Origin of the sequence: Lysobacter sp. TAB13 (genome assembly GCF_052113885.1) — a bacterium.
Classification (GTDB): Bacteria; Pseudomonadota; Gammaproteobacteria; order Xanthomonadales; family Xanthomonadaceae; genus Lysobacter; species Lysobacter gummosus.
Genome location: NZ_JBFRDR010000006.1, coordinates 38,905 through 56,231 on the forward strand (window position 1 = coordinate 38,905; position 17,327 = coordinate 56,231).

Annotated in this window: 14 protein-coding genes; 4 read left to right on the top strand and 10 right to left on the bottom strand. The window is 67.6% G+C overall.

What is annotated here, in order from left to right; translation table 11 throughout:
- Window positions 1-219 precede the first annotated feature (219 nt).
- A complete protein-coding gene (locus AB4Y92_RS09165; protein ID WP_441819342.1) occupies window positions 220-981 on the top strand; it encodes a glycoside hydrolase family 16 protein in 762 nt (253 codons plus the stop codon).
- Window positions 982-1,065: 84 nt separating this feature from the next.
- Here the strand turns inward: AB4Y92_RS09165 and cobA are convergent, their stop codons facing one another.
- The 7 genes from cobA to AB4Y92_RS09200 all read right to left on the bottom strand — a co-directional run bounded on the left by cobA (window position 1,066) and on the right by AB4Y92_RS09200 (window position 10,756).
- Window positions 1,066-1,887, bottom strand: coding sequence for a uroporphyrinogen-III C-methyltransferase (gene cobA / locus AB4Y92_RS09170; protein ID WP_441819343.1), 822 nt, complete (start codon window positions 1,885-1,887; stop codon window positions 1,066-1,068).
- Window positions 1,888-1,895: 8 nt separating this feature from the next.
- Complete coding sequence (locus AB4Y92_RS09175; protein WP_441819344.1) at window positions 1,896-4,658, bottom strand: nitrate reductase; 2,763 nt, start codon at window positions 4,656-4,658, stop codon at window positions 1,896-1,898.
- Window positions 4,658-5,002: a nitrite reductase small subunit NirD gene (gene nirD / locus AB4Y92_RS09180; RefSeq protein ID WP_441819345.1), complete on the bottom strand. Its 345-nt coding sequence runs from the start codon at window positions 5,000-5,002 to the stop codon at window positions 4,658-4,660. Before nirD ends, AB4Y92_RS09175 begins: the two co-directional genes overlap by 1 nt.
- 2 nt (window positions 5,003-5,004) lie before the next feature.
- Window positions 5,005-7,461: a nitrite reductase large subunit NirB gene (gene nirB, locus AB4Y92_RS09185; protein WP_441819346.1), complete on the bottom strand. Its 2,457-nt coding sequence runs from the start codon at window positions 7,459-7,461 to the stop codon at window positions 5,005-5,007.
- A 26-nt stretch (window positions 7,462-7,487) separates the two neighbouring features.
- Window positions 7,488-8,657, bottom strand: coding sequence for a nitrate/nitrite transporter (locus AB4Y92_RS09190; protein WP_441819541.1), 1,170 nt, complete (start codon window positions 8,655-8,657; stop codon window positions 7,488-7,490).
- Window positions 8,658-9,086: 429 nt separating this feature from the next.
- Window positions 9,087-10,160, bottom strand: coding sequence for a CmpA/NrtA family ABC transporter substrate-binding protein (locus AB4Y92_RS09195; RefSeq protein WP_441819347.1), 1,074 nt, complete (start codon window positions 10,158-10,160; stop codon window positions 9,087-9,089).
- A gap of 20 nt (window positions 10,161-10,180) precedes the next feature.
- Window positions 10,181-10,756, bottom strand: a complete 576-nt coding sequence (locus tag AB4Y92_RS09200; protein WP_057942933.1) for an ANTAR domain-containing response regulator — start codon at window positions 10,754-10,756, stop codon at window positions 10,181-10,183.
- 91 nt (window positions 10,757-10,847) lie between these two features.
- Between AB4Y92_RS09200 and AB4Y92_RS09205 the strand changes: the two genes are divergently transcribed.
- Window positions 10,848-11,852, top strand: a complete 1,005-nt coding sequence (locus AB4Y92_RS09205; protein WP_441819348.1) for an NAD(P)-dependent oxidoreductase — start codon at window positions 10,848-10,850, stop codon at window positions 11,850-11,852.
- A 173-nt stretch (window positions 11,853-12,025) separates the two neighbouring features.
- Window positions 12,026-12,796 (top strand): class I SAM-dependent methyltransferase, encoded by a 771-nt coding sequence (locus AB4Y92_RS09210; protein WP_441819349.1) that lies wholly within the window; start codon window positions 12,026-12,028, stop codon window positions 12,794-12,796.
- Between the two features lie 34 nt (window positions 12,797-12,830).
- On the opposite strand, the gene AB4Y92_RS09215 is transcribed toward AB4Y92_RS09210, so the two are convergent.
- The 3 genes from AB4Y92_RS09215 to AB4Y92_RS09225 all read right to left on the bottom strand — a co-directional run bounded on the left by AB4Y92_RS09215 (window position 12,831) and on the right by AB4Y92_RS09225 (window position 16,476).
- Entirely contained in the window at window positions 12,831-14,519 is a 1,689-nt protein-coding gene (locus AB4Y92_RS09215; protein ID WP_441819350.1) for an MltA domain-containing protein, read from the bottom strand.
- Between the two features lie 23 nt (window positions 14,520-14,542).
- Complete coding sequence (locus AB4Y92_RS09220) at window positions 14,543-15,103, bottom strand: OmpA family protein (RefSeq protein WP_441819351.1); 561 nt, start codon at window positions 15,101-15,103, stop codon at window positions 14,543-14,545.
- A 128-nt stretch (window positions 15,104-15,231) separates the two neighbouring features.
- Window positions 15,232-16,476, bottom strand: a complete 1,245-nt coding sequence (locus AB4Y92_RS09225) for a sensor histidine kinase (protein ID WP_441819352.1) — start codon at window positions 16,474-16,476, stop codon at window positions 15,232-15,234.
- 454 nt (window positions 16,477-16,930) lie between these two features.
- Between AB4Y92_RS09225 and AB4Y92_RS09230 the strand changes: the two genes are divergently transcribed.
- Complete coding sequence (locus AB4Y92_RS09230) at window positions 16,931-17,227, top strand: PAAR domain-containing protein (RefSeq protein ID WP_441819353.1); 297 nt, start codon at window positions 16,931-16,933, stop codon at window positions 17,225-17,227.
- Window positions 17,228-17,327: the final 100 nt, after the last annotated feature.

Here is a 17,327-nt window from a genome sequence, read left to right on the forward strand (position 1 = left end):
GGCGCTTATTACCAACCAGCCCACATCCAGAGTGTGAAGCCGGCCCCGCAAACCCGAGCCCCGCGGAAACGTTCGTTGACAGCGCTGTCATAGCGAGACAGTTTCGGCCGCGAACCTGGCGTGCGGCGGTCATCCGGCGGCGACGCATGAGCCTGTTCGCACGCAACGCCGGAACGGGTCGATGGACGTCTTTCGCGTTTCCCACAAGGATCACACACCATGAAACAACTGATGAAAGGCATGATTTTCGCCGTCGCCTGCCTGTTCGCCGGCGGCGCCAGCGCGCAGAACTGGCAACTGGCATGGAGCGACGAGTTCAACGGATCGATCGGCCCGAGCTGGGTGTTCGAGACCGGCAACGGTAGCGGCGGCTGGGGCAACAACGAGCGGCAGTACTACCGCCGCGAGAACGCCGGCATCGAGAACAACGCGCTGGTCATCACCGCCCGGCGCCAGGACTTCAACGGCTTTCGCTACACCTCCGCGCGCATGAAGACCCAGGGCGTGCGCACCTTCAAGTACGGCAAGATCGAAGCGCGCATGCGGCTGCCGTCGTTCATGGGCGCATGGCCGGCGTTCTGGATGCTGGGCGCGAACATGCCGCAGGTCGGCTGGCCCGATTCAGGCGAAATCGACGTGATGGAGCACATCAACAACGAAAACCGCACCTACGGCACCATCCACTGGCGCGATCACAACGGCAACTACGCCCAGTACGGCGGCAACACCGCGCTCAACGTCGCCGACTGGCACGTGTACGCGGTGGAGTGGGACGTCAACGCGATCCGCTGGTACGTGGACGGCGTCAAGTTCCACGAAGCCAACATCCAGAACGGAATCAACGGCACGCAGGAGTTCCACAACGACTTCTTCCTGCTGCTGAATTTCGCCATCGGCGGCAACTGGCCGGGCTTCAACATCGACGAAAGCAAGCTGCCGGCGAAGATGCACGTGGACTACGTGCGCGTGTACCGGCGCTGATGGTTTGAACGACGGCTGCGACGGCGTGGCGCCGCCCCGGGGCGTTCACGCTGTCGCGGCTGTGGTTGCGGGCGGCCCCTTCAGTCAGCGCTGTAAGCGCTCGCGGAAATCTTCCTTGCAGGCGCATGGGCCGCAGGCAACTTCCTCACGCGCTTGCGCCACGGCCCGCCCGACCAGAATCACGCCCGGCCGATCCGGCCACGTTTTATCCGATTGTCCGGATAACTGATCCAGAGTCGCGAATAAACGCACTTCATCGGGAAGACTCGCCGATTGCACGATCGCGGCGGGAGTATCGGACGGGAGATGACGCAAGAGCGCCCGCGTCAGCGATTGAATACGCGTCATGCCCATATAGATAACCAGCGTGGTTCCGGTGGCCGACAGGGCGGCCCAGTCGGGCTCGCCGTGATCGTGCGTATGCGCCGTTACGAAGGTGACCCCATGGCAATGATCGCGATGGGTAAGCGACATGCCCAACGCTGCGGCGGCGGCGAATCCGGCGCTGACGCCGTTGACGATTTCGACCTCGATGCCGGCCTGCCGCAGGAAGGCGATCTCTTCGCCGGCGCGCCCGAACAGCAGGGCATCGCCGCCTTTCACCCGCACGACCCGTATCCCTTGCATCGCATAGCGCCGCATCAGGCGGCAGATGAAGGCTTGCGGTGTCGAACGGCAACCGCCCCGCTTGCCGACGCGCACGATCCGTGCCCGCGGCGCCAGTTCGACGATGCCGGGCGCGACCAGGTCGTCGAGCAGCAGAACCTCGGCGGCGGCCAGGGCCTTGGCCGCCTTGAGCGTTAGCAGTTCCAGGTCGCCCGGGCCCGCCGACAGCAGCACTACCCTGGCATTGCCGCGATCGCGGGGGCGGGTGTGGCGCGGCGATAGTTCGTCGTCGTTCGTCATCGATGACCTCATGCGCGTTGCGGTTGCCGGCACAGTTGCGCTAGTTGCGGAAGACACGAGCCGCAGACGGTGCCGCAACCCAGGCGCTGCTGGAGTTCGCGCACGCCGGCGCCTTGCGCCACCTGTTCGCGGATGGCCGTTTCGCCGACCTGCATGCAGTTGCACACCAGCGCGTCGCGCAGGCCGTGGCCGGACTGCGCGAACACAGCCAAACCGGAGCCGCGCCAGGCGCGGCCGGACAGTGCGCGTTCCAGCAAGGCTTCCTCGATGCGATGCGGCTGCGTGTCGCTCAGCAGAACGCCGTCGATATGGCGCTCGCCGGCATCTGCGCGCCATATCACGCGTTTGAGCAAGCCGCGCCGCGCGTCGCGGTATTCCACGGCGTCAGCGCCCGGCAACAGCGTAAGCGCCTGAGTGATCGCATCCAGCCAGGCGTCGGGCGGCGCCTGCGCGTGCGCGGCTCGCAAGGTCAGCCAGGCGATGTCGTCGCCGGCGCCGGGCTCGGCCGCGAAACTGAGCTCGGCGAACGCGCATTCCTTCAACAGCGGTTGCACCGCTGCCTGCAAATTCAATACCTCGCCGCGTCGCGCCGCCAGCAGATGCCAGCCGAACTCGGCTTTCTCCACCCGTACCGCGGCGTGCTTGAGTTCCGGCTGCTGCGAGCGCGCATCTACCGCCGGCTGGGTAAGTTCGTTGATGCCGCCGCTGGACAGGAACTGGCCGCTCCAGTGCATGGCGGCGAATACCGTGCCGGAGACGAGTTCGTCCGATAACTGCAGCGCAAGCACCAGTTCGCCGCGCTTGCCGGTCACGCGGACCAGTTCGCCTTCGGCCAACCCGCGCCGCGCCGCGTCCTGCGGATGCATGCGCAGGCCCGGTCTGGGGCTGTGCGCGAACAAGCCCGGTACGCGACCGGTGCGCGACATGCCATGCCACTGATCGCGCAGGCGCCCGGTCAGCAGACGCAACGGATAATGCGCCGAGATCGCTTCGGCGACGGGCCGGTACGGTGTCGGGTGAAAGCGTGCGCGGCCGTCGGCGGTGGCGAAGACGCCATCGGTGTAACGGCGGGCCTGCCCCTGCGCGGCGTTCGCCGGGAACGGCCATTGCTGCGGCCCGTCGGCTTCCAGCTTCGCGTAATCCAGCCCGCCGATGTCGAGATCGCGGCCGACGGTGAGGCTTCGATGTTCGTCGAAGATCGCCGCGGTGGAGTCGAACGCGAACAGCGGCGCCGCGCCTGGCGGCGCCAGACGCGCTTCGAGACGGCGCGCGACTTCATTGGCTATCCACCAATCGGGCTTGGCCTCGCCCGGCGCGGCCACCGCTGCGCGCACCCGCGAGATGCGGCGCTCGGAATTGGTCACCGTACCTTCTTTCTCGCCCCAGGTGGCGGCGGGCAACAACACGTCGGCATAAGGCACGGTGTCGGTGTTGCCGAACGCCTCCTGCACGATCACCAGTTCGGCGCGTTGCAAGGCTTCGCGCACATGGCCGATGTCGGGCATCGAATGCACCGGGTTGGTGCAGGCGATCCAGACGGCCTTGACCTTGCCGCTGCGCAGCGCATCGAACAGCGCGACCGCCGGCAGACCAGGCCGCGCCGACAAGGTATGCGCGGGCAGGCCCCACAAGCGCTCGACCTGCGCGCGATCCTCGGCGACTTCGATGTCGCGATGCGCGGCGAGCATGGTCGCCATGCCGCCGACTTCGCGTCCGCCCATCGCGTTGGGCTGCCCGGTCAGCGAGAACGGACCGGCGCCGGGCCTGCCGATCTGTCCGGTCGCCAGATGCAGGTGGATCAGGGCCAGGTTCTTGTCGGTGCCGTGCACGGACTGGTTCAAACCCATGCAATACAGCGACAAAGTCGCCGGACTGCGGCCGAACCACTCCGCCGCCTGGATCAGATCGGCGACCTCGATGCCGCACAATTCCGCTGCCATGCGTGGGGTGTATTCGCGCAGCAGCGTTTTGAGTTCGCCGAATCCGCTGGTGTGGCCGGCGATGAAGACCGGGTCGATCAGGTCTTCCCACAGCAGGTGATGCAGCATGCCGTTGAACAGGGCCACGTCGGTGCCCGGCTGGATCGCCAGATGCAGGTCGGCCATCGCCGCGGTGTCGGTGCGGCGCGGATCGATCACGATCCAGCGTATCTGCGGATCGTCGCGGCGCGCGTCTTCCAGCCGGCGCAGCAGCACCGGATGCGCATAGGCCATGTTGCTGCCGGCGAACAGTACGGTCTTCGCCAGCTCCAGGTCTTCGTAGCAGGTGGGCGGGCCGTCCGCGCCGAAGGCCAGTTTGTAACCGGCGACCGCGCTCGACATGCAAAGCCGCGAGTTGGTGTCGATGTTGTTGGTGCCGAGCAATCCCTTGGCGAGCTTGTTGAAGACGTAGTAGTCCTCGGTCAGCAGTTGTCCGGACAAATAGAACGCCACTGCGTCCGGACCATGCTGATGAACGATGTCGGCGAGGCGATCGGCGACGGTGTCCAGCGCCACCGCCCAGTCGACGCGGCGGCGCGGTTGCTGGCGATGCGCGCGCAGTTCCGGCGCCAGCAGCCGGCCCTGCGCGCTGTGCGCGGTCTGCGCCAAGGCGCGGCCTTTGGTGCACAGGCGGCCGTGGTTGGCCGGATGCGTCGGGTCGCCTTCGACGCCGACGATGCGGCTGCCGGCCGCATCGCGCTCGGCGTCGATCAGCACGCCGCAGCCCACGCCGCAGTAACAGCACGTGGAGCGGGTGCGCGTGCGCAGCGTGGGCGCGGCGGAGCCGTCCATCAGCCGTCGCCTTCGAGCGCGAGCCAGACATCGCCGTGTTCCACGCGAACCTGGAACCGGTGCGCGCAGCCCACGTCCGGCGCCTGCGCTTGTCCGCTGCCCAGGGCGATATTCCAGCCGTGCAGCGGACAGGTCACGGTGTCGCCGGCGACGATGCCCTGCGACAGAGCGCCGCCCTTGTGCGGGCAGCGGTCGCGCAGCGCGAACACGCGATCCTCGCCGGTCCGGAACAGCGCGATGTCGTCGGCGCCGTCGCGCTTGAGCACGCGCGCGCCGAGCGCGGGGATGTCGTCGAGACCGCACACGCGCAGCCAGGTGAGGGAGCGTTCGATGACGGCGTCCATGCTCAGTTCTCCTGCCCGACCAGCTGAGCCGGCATCCGCAGCGGTTCGTACTCGCGCGGCCGGCGGTCCTCGCGCACGCGCGCCTCCCACGGGTCGATCAATCCGTCCAGCGCGTACAGCAGGCGCTCGTACAGCGACTTGCGATCGGCGGCGTCGTCGACCACGCGCCGGCGGATGTAGTCCAGGCCGACGCGTTCGATGTAGTGCACAGTGCGGTCCAGGTAATACGCTTCCTCGCGATACAACTGCAGGAAGGCGCCGGTGTATTCGCGCACCTGATCGGCGGTCTTGACCTTGGTCAGGAACTTGGCGACCTCGGTCTTGATGCCGCCGTTGCCGCCGACATGGATCTCCCAGCCGGAGTCGACCGCGATGATGCCCACGTCCTTGATGCCGGATTCGGCGCAGTTGCGCGGACAGCCGGAAACGGCCAGCTTGACCTTGTGCGGACTCCACATGTTGGCGAGCATGGTCTCCAGGTCGATGCCCATCTGCGTGCTGTTCTGCGTGCCGAAGCGGCAGAACTCGCTGCCGACGCARGTCTTCACCGTGCGGATCGACTTGCCGTAGGCGTGGCCGGACTTCATGCCCAGATCGCGCCAGACATCGACCAGGTCTTCTTTCTTCACTCCGAGCAGATCGATGCGCTGGCCGCCGGTGATCTTGACCATGGGCACGGCGTATTTGTCGGCCACATGGGCGATGCGCCGCAGTTCGTCGGCATTGGTCACGCCGCCCTTGATCTGCGGAATCACCGAGAAGGTGCCGTCCTTCTGGATGTTGGCGTGGGCGCGCTCGTTGATGAAGCGCGACTGCGGATCGTCCGCGGCCTCGCGCGGCCAGGTCGAGATGAGGTAGTAGTTGATCGCCGGGCGGCAGGTCGCGCAGCCGTTGGGCGTGCGCCACTCCATGAACTCGTAGGCCTGGCGGTGCGAGAGCAGGCGGTGTTCGGCGATCGCTTTGCGCACGTCGGCGTGGGTATGCGAAGTGCAGCCGCATACCGCCTTGGTCTTGGGCGTTTCCTGGAAATTCGAACCCAGGCAGTTCATCAGGATCTGCTCGACCAGCCCGGTGCACGAGCCGCAGGAACTGGAGGCCTTGGTGTGTTTCTTCACCTCGTCGACGGTGAACAGCCCCTGCTCGTTGATCGCCTTGACGATCGCGCCCTTGCGCACGCCGTTGCAGCCGCATACTTCGTCGGCGTCGGCCATCGTCGCGGCGCGGCTCTGGCCGGCGGTGCCGGAGTCGCCGATGGCTTTCTCGCCGAACATCAGCCGGTCGCGCAGGCCGTCGATGCGGCCGCCGTCCTTGAGCAGCTTGAAGTACCAGCCGCCGTCGCCGGTATCGCCGTAGAGGCAGGCGCCGACCAGCTTGTCGTCCTTGATCACCAGTTTCTTGTAGACGCCGCCGGCCGGGTCGGACAGTACGATCTCCTCGCTGCCGTCGCCGCCCATGAAATCGCCGGCGGAAAACAGATCGATGCCGGTCACCTTGAGCTTGGTCGAGGACACCGAGCCGGCGTAGATGCCGATGCCGTAGTGAGCCAGATGATTGGCGCAGACCTTGGCCTGTTCGAACAACGGCGCGACCAGTCCGTAGGTGATGCCGCGGTGCGAAGCGCATTCGCCGACCGCGTAGACGCGCGGGTCGAAGGTCTGCAACGAGTCGTTGACCATGACACCGCGGTTGCAATAGATGCCGGCCGTCTGCGCCAGTTGCGCGTTGGGACGGATGCCGATCGCCATGACCACCAGATCGGCGGGAGCTTCGCTACCGTCGGAGAACCTGACCGCGCGCACCTCGCCGCGGTCGTTGCCGAGCAGTTCCGTGGTCGAGGTGCCCAGGCGGAATTTCAGGCCGCGCTCGCACAGCGAGTTCTCCAGCAGCCGTCCGGCGGCGGGATCGAGCTGGCGTTCCAGCAGCCAGCCGGCCAGATGCACCACGGTCACGTCCATGCCGCGCTGTTTCAGGCCGTTGGCCGCTTCCAGTCCGAGCAGGCCGCCGCCGATCACCACCGCATGCTTCTTCACCTTGGCCGCTTCGATCATGGCGCGGGTGTCGTGGATGTTGCGGTAACTGATGACGCCGCGCAGATCCTTGCCCGGGATCGGCAGCACGATCGGCAATGAGCCGGTCGCCAGCAGCAGGCGGTCGTATTGCGCTTGCGTACCGTCGGCGGCGATGACGCGCCGGTGCACCCGGTCGATCCGCTCCACTTCCTTGCCCAGATGCAGCTCGATGCCGTGCTCGGCGTACCAGACCATGGGGTTGAGCACGATCTCGTCGAAATTCTGCTCGCCGGCCAGCACCGGCGAGAGCAGGATGCGATTGTAGTTCGGATAGGGCTCGGCGCCGAACACGGTGATGTCGTACATGTCCGGAACCAGCTTCAGCAATTCCTCCAGCGTGCGCATGCCCGCCATGCCGTTGCCGATCACCACGAGTCTGGGCTTGTTCATCGCTGTGTCTCCGTCATCGACCGCACTCAAACACGCGCGGCGCTGAGCGCCGCCCACTGATGGCGCCACTGTTTGCTCACATTCGACAGCAGGCCCCAGGCGAGCATCGCGCAGCCGGCGAAGGCCCACAGGCCCAGCGCATAACTGCCGGTGTGCTGCTTGAGCACGCCCAGGCCGGCGGCGAGCACGAAGCCGCCGATGCCGCCGGCCATGCCGATCAGTCCGGTCATCAAGCCGATGTCGGCGCCGAAGCGTTGCGGCACCAACTGGAACACCGCGCCGTTGCCGGCGCCCAGGCAGAGCAGGGTGGCGACGAACAAGGTCACGGTTATCGCCGCGCCGCCCACGCCCTGTCCGGCGGCGGCGACCAGCACCGCCACCGACAGATAGACCGCGAGCAGGGTGCGCGTGCCGCCGATGCGATCGGCGATCACGCCGCCCAGCGGCCGCATCGCCGAACCGGCCAGCACGCATGCGGCGGTCGCCCAGCCCGCGATCTTGGGGTCGAAGCCGAACTGATCGTGGAAATAGCCGGGCAAGGCGCTGGCGAAACCGGCGAAGCCGCCGAAGGTGATCGAGTAGAAGAACATGAACCACCACGAATCGCGGTTGCCTACCAGCACGCGGCCGTAGTCGCTGAAACGCTTGCGTTCGATCTCGATCGGCGCGTCCCTGGCGCAGAGGAAGAACACGATCATCACCAACGCCAGCGGCAGGCAGGCCAGGCCGAACACCGCTTCGTAGCCGAACGCCGCGGCCAACACCGGTGCGAACAACGCTGCGAGTACCGTGCCCGAGTTGCCGGCGCCGGCGATGCCGAGCGCGGTGCCCTGGTGTTCGGGCGGATACCAGCGCGAGGCCAGCGGCAGCGCCACCGAGAACGAGGCGCCGGCGATGCCGAGCAGCGCGCCCAGCAACAGCACCTGGGCGAAGGAATGCACGCCGAGCCACCACGCCGCCAGCAGGGTGAGCACGACCGCGCTCTGCGCGAGCAGCCCGGTGCGCCTGGCGCCGATGGCGTCGGCCAACATGCCCAGGAACAACCGCAATATCGCGCCGCACAGGATCGGCACGGCCACCATCAACGCGCGTTGTTGTGTGTCCAGTTGCAGGGCCTGCGCGATCTGCACCTGCAGCGGGCCGAGCAGATACCACACCATGAAGCTCAGATCGAAATACAGAAACGCCGATAACAGCGTGGGCGCATGTCCGGCCTGCCAGAAGGATCGATTCACCTGCGCGATCTCCGAATGGAACGCCGCCCGATGCCGGTGTGCCGGCAGGGATGCGATGAGAAGGGGAGGGGAAAACGAAAAACGGCGCCCTCCGGTCCTGTTCGAACCGGAAAAGACGCCGTTGTCTTGGCTGGACGGACCGCCGTTGGTCCGTCTGCCGGAGTCGCTCATCGCAGGTGCACGTGTGCACCCATCAAAGGGCTACGCAATCATCGTGCCAAGCGGGTGCGGCGATTTCGCGCGGATGGAATCGTCCATCGATTCATACGCTTATGCGTGAAGCCGATGCGCCGATGATCGTGAGGATGTTCGCGAAATCCGAAGGCCGCACCAAACGAGCGCGCCAACGCTCCATTTTGGTGCGCGCGCAGGGCGCGGCGATGCGAGCGATCAGAACGCTTCGTCGAACAGTCGGTGCGCGCGGCTGTCGCCTTCGGGAACCGGCACGCCGATCCGCTGCGCCGCCTGGCGATAGCTGTCGATGCGGTGCACGCGGCCGATCAATGCCGCATCCTCGCCGTCGAGCGCCGGCGGCAGCCAGCCCCAGCGGCGAAACTGCGCCAGGAACCACAGGCCATCGGACAGCCAGGGGAAATTCGCCTGGCCATCGGCATGAAAACGCAGCTGCGTTTGTCCGTCGCCGTCGGCTGGCAACAGGCAGGCTTCGATGTCGCGCGCGGGCAGGGCGATCACCTGCGAGTCCGCCAGCCATCGTGCCGCTTCGCGCCGATGCCGCACATCGGCGTCGAGCCAGCGACACGCATCCAGCACGGTCGCGGTCAGCGCGATCGCGGCGTCGGGTTGCAGCGCGGCGAATTCGCGGCGGCAGGCCAGGACTTTTTCCGGATGCCCCGGCCAGATCGTTCCGCTGCGAATCACCCGCCGGCCCACGCCCGCGAGCTCGGCTTGCATCGACCAGGGCTCGCCGGCGCAATAGCCGTCCAGCTCGCCTCGCGCCAGGGCATCGGGCATCTGCGTCGGCGGCAGGGTCAGGATGCGGATCTCGCGCATCGGGTCGATGCCCAGCGCCGCCAGCCAGTAGTACAGCCACATGGCGTGGGTGCCGGTGGGGAAGGTCTGCGCGAACACCGCCGGCCGCGGCAACGAGGCGAGCGCATCGCGCAACGATCGGCCTTGTTCGAGTGATCGCGCCAGCGGCGAGGACAGCGTGATCGCCTGGCCGTTCTGGTTGAGCGTGGACAGGATCGCCAGTTCGCCTTTCGGCCCGCCGATGCCGGTTTCCACGCCGTAGACCAGGCCGGCGAGGGCGTGCGCGGCGTCGAGTTCGCCCGATAGCAGCCGGTCGCGGACCGCTGCCCAGGAGGCCTGACGTTGTAATTGCAGGCGCAGGCCGTGACGGCGATCCAGGCCGAGGCGGACCGCGGCCACCAGCGGCGCGCAGTCGACCAAAGGCAGGTAGCCCAGGCGCAATGGACGGTCTGATGCGGCGGCGGGTGCGGTCATCTCGGCCTCGTTCCAGCGGGTCATCCCAGTAAATCGGCCATCGCGATGATCTGGCGGGCGACATCCACCAGTTTCGTCCCGTTCTTCATGGCCTGTTGGCGCAGCGCGGCGTAAGCGTCGGCTTCGGCCATGCCGCGTTTTTCCATCAGCAGGCCCTTGGCGCGATCGATGAGCTTGCGGTCCAGCAATTGCTGCTGCACCTCGTCGAGGCGGCGGCGGATGTGCGACTGATGCTCGAAGCGGGCCAGCGCGACCTGGATGATCGGCGCCAGCCGCGCCGGAGACAGGCCGTCCACGACATAGGCGGTGACACCCGCGCCGACCGCGGCGCGGATCAGCTGCTCGTTGCCGTCGGCCGAGAACATCACCACCGGCCGCGGCGCGTGCTCGTGCATCAGGGCCAGTTGCTCCAGCGTGTCGCGCGAAGGCGAGTCGATGTCGAGAATGACCACGTCGGGTTGTTGCGACTCCACCGCCTTGAGCAGGGCGCCGATCGCGACGACTTCTTCCAGCACTTCATGGCCGGCGCCGAGCAACGCGTCGCGCAGCTCGCCGATCGGCTTTTCGGTATCGTTGACCAACAAGATGCGAGGCATACCGGTCGAAGCCCCTGGGTGTGTTGACGCGCCGTCAACCTCATGTTGCCATGCAACATAACAGGCCGCGAGCCCCCTTGGAGGATTCCGCATGGCGCTCTTTCCGCTGCTCGCCGACCTTTCCGGCCGCCCCGTGCTGGTGGTGGGCGGCGGGGAAGTGGCTGTGCGCAAGATCGAGGCGCTGCTACGCGCGGGCGCGCGAGTACGCGTGCACGCGAGAGCGCTCGATCCGGTGCTGCAAGGCTGGCTGGAGCAAGGCCGGCTGACCGGCCTGGACGGCGAGTTCGATCCAGCCTGGCTCGACGGCGTCTGGCTGCTGGTGGCCGCCACCGACGACCATGCCTTCAATGCGCGCCTGGCCGAGCAGGCGCGCGCGCGCGGGCTGTGGGCCAACATCGTCGACGACGCGCAGCTGTCCAGCGTGCAGATCCCGGCCGTGGTCGACCGCGCGCCCCTGCAGGTGGCGATCTCTTCCGGCGGTGCCGCGCCGATGCTGGCCCGGCGCATCCGCGAGCGGCTGGAAATCGAACTCGATCATTCCCTCGGCGACTTCGCGGCCCTGTTCGCGAGGCATCGCGATGCCATCCGCAAACGGTTCCCGGCCTTGCCGCAGCGCAGGCGCTGGTTCGACCGGGTCATCGACGGGCCGGTGTCGGTGCTGTTGCGCAACGGTCGGCACGAGGACGCCGAACGCGCCTTCCGCGACGCCCTGGAAAGCGATCGCGACGACGACAACGCCGGCAGCGTCGCCCTGGTCGGTGCCGGCGACGGCGATCCCGGCTCGCTGACGCTGAAAGCCTTGCGCGTGTTGAACCAGGCGGACGTGCTGGTCTGCGACCCGGCACTGTCCGCCGCGGTGATCGATATGGCGCGACGCGATGCGACCCGGCTGATCGCGCCGCAAGAGCGCGACGCACTGGTGGAACTGCTGGTCCGTCACGCCGGCAATGGAATGCGCGTGGCCTACATCAAAGGCGGCGATGCGTTTCGCATGGTGCCGGACAAGGGGCTGCTCGCGATGCTGGAGCGGCGTAATGTCATTGCCGAAGTGGTGGCGGGGGTTTCTCCGACCGAATCGGCGGCGATTGATCGCTGAAACGGCGACGGCGGCGAATTGGCGGCGCGGGTCATCGCGGTCGGCAGAGCCCCCTGTTCGGTGGGCCGCTCGGTGCCTATAGTCCAGCTACGGTCTCGCTTTAGAACACGCCGCTCGCGAAGGCTCGCGTCGGCCCTCTCGGAGCGGGAGAAAACCCACCGGGAGCTTTGCGAATGATCGACTACGACCTGGAGCTGCGGCATCACAACGATGCCCTGCGGATCGCGTATGCAATTCGCGCCTCGGACCGGGTTGTGGATGTCGGGTGCGGGACCGGGCAGACCACGCGCGATGCGGCGCGACTGGCGACGGCGGGAACGGTGCTCGGGATCGACAGGTCGCAGGAGATGATCGAGCGCGCAAGGGCGCTTACCTCCCAGGCGGGGGTCGGCAATATCGAATACGTTTGCGCGAACGCGGAAGAACATGAACTGCCGCGCGAGCGTTTCGACCTGGCGATCAGCCGCTTCGGCACGATGTTCTTCAGCCGGCCGATGACGGCGTTCGTCAATATACGAAACACGCTGCGCCCGGATGGGCGGCTGGTGATGATGGTTTGGCAGTCGCGCGATCGCAACGAATGGGCCACGTCCATCGAACGTGCGCTCGCATCCGACGAATCGAAGGCCGAAAGCGCCTCAACCGTGCCGCCGGCCTTCTCGCTGGGTGAAGCCGACGTCGTAAAACGCCTTCTCGATTCCGCCGGCTTCCTCTCACCGACGTTCGAGGACGTGCGGGCGCCGGTCTTCTACGGACTCGATGTCGATGCGGCGTTCGAATTCGTATCCGAATTCTCTACCGTGCGAGACCGGATCGCAGGCCTCGATAGCCGCCAACGCGCGCACGCGGTGGATCGTCTCCGCGATCTGCTGGTCCGGCACCAAAGGGCCGACGGCGTATGGTTCGACTCGCGCGCCTGGATCGTGACCGCGCATCGCGATTGATTGCGTTCACTATCTGCCGATGCCCGTTCGCGACTCAATCCTCCACGCACAAGTCCGGATCGTCGATCACGCAGTCGGGCAGTTGCGCTGAATTGCGCAGCGATCGCAATGTGGGCCCGGCGTTCTGCGCCGCGCTGACGACCTGGGTCTTCGGCAGCAGCAACCACATCTGCGCCACTTCGTTGGTCGCCAGCGCGAGCCGCCCGGCGCTGTCGCCGAAGCCCCAGAACAGGTCGCCGCGCACGCTGCCGCGGATCGCGCCGCCGGTGTCCTGCGCGAACATCAATCGCCGCAACGGACCGCTGCCGGCCGGTTCCTTGGTCGAAATGAAGACGGGGGATCCCAGCGGCGTGGAGCGCGGATCCACCGCCAGCGAACGTCCGGCCGTTAGCGGCACGCCGAGCGCGCCGATGGGGCCTTCGGGGCCGTCGCCGCTGCTGCGGAAGAAGACGTAGCTCGGGTCCGGAATATTGGTCAAGGCGGGCGCGCCGGTCGCAGACACTGGAAGCGCGGGGCGCGCGCTCGCCGGCTTGGCCGATGCGGACGCCACGCTGGACGGATTCGCGCGGGGCGCGGCCGTTCCGCCGCCTTTGAGCGCGGCGATCAGCGCGGCGACATCGGCGCTGTTGCTGACGGCCTTGGGTTTGACCCGTACTGCCGAGCCCGGGTTCGGCGAAGGCCGCGCGGAAGCTACTGTGCCCGGTTTGCCGTTTCCCTGGAACAACGCGATCAGACGCGCGACTTCGTCGTTGACCGGAGCCGACACGGCGGGATCGGCGCGCGATCCGCCGGCGCTGCCCGCAGCGGTCAGTCCCCGGATTTTGATCGCGGTCAGGACGGTGGACGCGTCGATGCCGCGAGTGATGTTGGGCAGGAACGGATGGCCGTTCTGTTCGGCATACGAGACGCGGATCAGCGTGCCGTCCTCGACTCGGATCTTGCCCGAGCCCTGGATCTGCATCGAATACAGCCGGTCGGCCGCGGCCACCCAGGCCAGTACCGGCGCCTGCAGCGAGCGCAGCTCGATGTCCTGGCGCGACCAGTACGGTTTGATCTGATCGCCGTCGACGCGCACGCGTATGCGCTTGTCGCGGATGCCGACAGAAAAGTCGTCCAACACCAGAGTGTACTCGCGCGCGCCGGCGCTGCCGGGGGAGGCCGGCACCAGGCGTTGGCCTTGCTTGCGCAGCCATTGCCTGGCGCCGCCGGAGCGCGCGGCCGCGTCCAGCAGCAATAGGTCTTGCGGCACGCCGTACACCGGGAAGCGGAAGGTCTCATCGCGATTGCGCCGGCCTTCCAGCAGCGGCTCGAAATAGCCGGTGATGAGGCCGTCGAGCTGGCGCGCCGGCGACATCATCCGGTAGACGTGGAAGTTGCTTTCGAAGAACGCGCGCAAGGCCGCGTCGCTGCCGGTGTCGACGCGGTCGAACGCCGCGCAGACCGTGCTCCATCCCTGCTTGCGCCGCAACGCATCGCAGCTCTCGCGCATGCCGTTCGCGCTTTCGTGCAGCGCATCGTTGTCCCAGCCCGGCACGTCCGCGAAACGCACCGGCTCGAACGCGGCGTGGCGGGTGGCGAAGGGCTGGCCCAGGACGGCCGCGGGCGCGGTTTCCTGCGCCATGACGCAATGGCCCGCCTGCGCCGCCAGCAGTGCGCCGGCCAGCGCGGTGGCTGTGCCGGCGCGGCGGACGAAAACACGAAGTGGGGAAGGGGCATTGCGCATGACGAGTTCTCCCGGCGGTCGGATCAGCCGCTGGCCTGAACTTCCACGCGGCGGTTTTCCGCGGCGTAGGGATCGTCGCCGTTGAGCAACTGGCTCTTGCCGCGGCCTGCGGTTTCCAGCCGGTCCGCCGGCACGCCGTCGCGGATCAGCGAGCGCTTGACCGAGGCCGCGCGCCGCTCGGACAGGCGCTGGTTGTATTGCGCCGAGCCCTTGCCGTCGGTATGGCCGATGATCAGGAAACGGCGCGAGGCGAGTTCCGGCGATTGCATCGCCTGTGCCAGGTTCGCCATCGTCGTCTGCGAACTGACCGACACCGCGTCAGAGTTGAAATCGAACTGGATCTGCATCGAGATCGACGCGGTTTTCGGCGGCTGCGTCGTCGCGGTCGCGGTGACCGCCGCGCCCGGACGCAAAGCGCGCGTGCCGGTGGCGGGCGAGGCGTCCTTGCCGCTGCCCAGGTTCTTGATGATGTCGTCCACCGCCGGCGGTTTGTCGCCGTAATGGGTCTGCGCCACGGCGAACGCCGCGCCCAGCGACAGCGCCGATGCCAGGGCGATGCGTGCGAATACGAGCTTGCGATTCATGACTTTCTCCGGTGTCGACGCCGTCCCAATGGCGGGTGCGGCCTTACGCGAAAAGTCTGGACATCGCCGGCGCACAATTCGATATCTCATTCGGCCTATTCCCTGTGGCGCGGCGGCGAGATGTGGCTTCAGCGACTTCGATCGATGTCGCCCTGCGAGGTGGGGGCGGTACGCATCGGGGCGGGCTCGACGTTCCTCGTTCCCGAATGCGCACCGCCCCCGTGACCGGTATCGGACGCCGCGCCCAGGCGCGAGGGCGGCAGTTGCCCGCGCCGCGCCTCCGATTCGAGCAAGGCGAGCGAGAGTAGCGTGGCGTCGTCGGGCGGCGGCGAGGCGGGACGCGCGCGCGGAAAATCGATGGCGATGGTGTTGCCCCTGCGCTGTCCGCGGCGAATGCCGACGCCGACTTCGAGCAGCTCCGCGATGCGGGCGCCGACGGTCAGGCCCAGCGCGGTATCGCGTTCGTCCCGGGCCTGCGCGTGGCGCGACAGCGCGTCGAGGATCGGCGCATCGGCGGCGATATCCAGACGGTCGCCATCGTCGCGGATCTGCAGCGCCACGCGCCCGGCCACAGGCCGCGCCGCGACCAGCACGCGATGGCGCGCGCGATGGATGGCGCTGCCGACCAGGACATGCACGAGCCGCTCGGCGAGCAGGGCATCGCCGCGCAAACACAGATCGCTGCTGTGCCAACGCACCTCCACGCCCGCGCCGCGCGCTTCGCGCACGAGCAGGCCGCGCAAGCTGTCGAACAGCTCCGCCACCGGCAGATCCATCGCGCGCACCGGCACTTCGTGGCGCAGCAGCCGCGAAATCTGTTCGACCTCTTCGATCATGCAGGCCAGATCGCGGACGCAGGCTTCCAGGCCGTGCAGGGCATCGCGTTGCGCCGGCAGCGCGCCATGATTGAGGCTTCCGGCGAACAGGCTCACCGCGTGCAGGGATTGCCGCATTCGATCGCCGGCGATGGCCAGCATGTCGCCGGAAGGGATCGTGTCCGCCACCGGAGGTGGTTGCGTGGGCGCCGAGGGGTCGCGCGCAGGCCGGAACCGGTAGGTGGCGTCGTAGGCGCCGAACAGCAACAGCAGCACCACGATCGCCTGCGCGCCCTGCCGCCAAATGCGCGCTACGCCGGCGTCCGCGCCGTCGGTGCGGACAAGCCGCGGCGCGCCCTCGACGATATCCGGCGAGGCGGCTTGCGCTTGCGACAGGCGAGGGCCCTGGCCGTCGCCGGGCGTCGTGTCGAGCATCGCCACGCGCACCACGCTGACGGCGCACACGAGCAGGGCCAGCGCGCCCGCCAGCGCCCAGGCCCGGGCGCGCGGCGAACGCAGCCATCGCGGCCACGGGCTCAGCCGCCGATGCGCCGGCATGCGGTGCGCGGCATCCTTGCGCGGCTTGTGTTCGTGGAAGAGGGGAGGAACTGCATTGCGGACCTCCTGGCGATCGCGTTCGTCGCGGCGGCGCACCCCGCGCCGTCGTTGCCGTTATTGGACGCGAATGGCGGCGATGCTTCGATACCTCGTGCGTGCTAGAGCGAGTTGCGTATCCATATCGCTGGGCCGCGTGCCGCGTTCGCGGACGCAGCGACCCGGCGTCGGCAACGCATGATCGTTTGCGGCGCATGGCGCGCCGGAAGATCGATGTTCGGGCATGCGCCGCGGTGGCGAACCCGCGCTCGCTCGGCCTCGCCCGGCGCGCGGCGCATTCAGCCGGATGGCTATAGCTAAATGCATATCGCCAAGCCGTTGGCGCGGGCCGAGAATCGGGGCATGAAGCGGTGCGCAGGCACCGGGTTTTCACTCCACGACACGGACGGAAACGCTTATGCCTCCAGCAGCCCGACTCGGCGACATGCATGTTTGCCCGATGGTGACGCCGGGAACGCCGCCGGTGCCACACGTTGGCGGCCCGATCCTGCCGGCCTGCTGCCCGACCGTCCTGGTCGGCGGACAACCGGCGGCACGTGTCGGCGACATGGCGCTGTGCGTCGGCCCGCCCGATGTGATCGCGCAAGGCTCGCCCACCGTCATGATCGGCGGCATGCCGGCGGCGCGGATCGGCGATGCCACTGCGCATGGCGGCAAGATCGTGAAAGGTTGTCCGACGGTGATGATCGGCTAGCTTGTTGTTGATCGAGTCGGAGACGGCGGCTCACCTACCGTCGTGTTGTTGATCGCGTCAGAGACGACACCCCACCTGCCGTCGTTTTGTTGATCGAGTC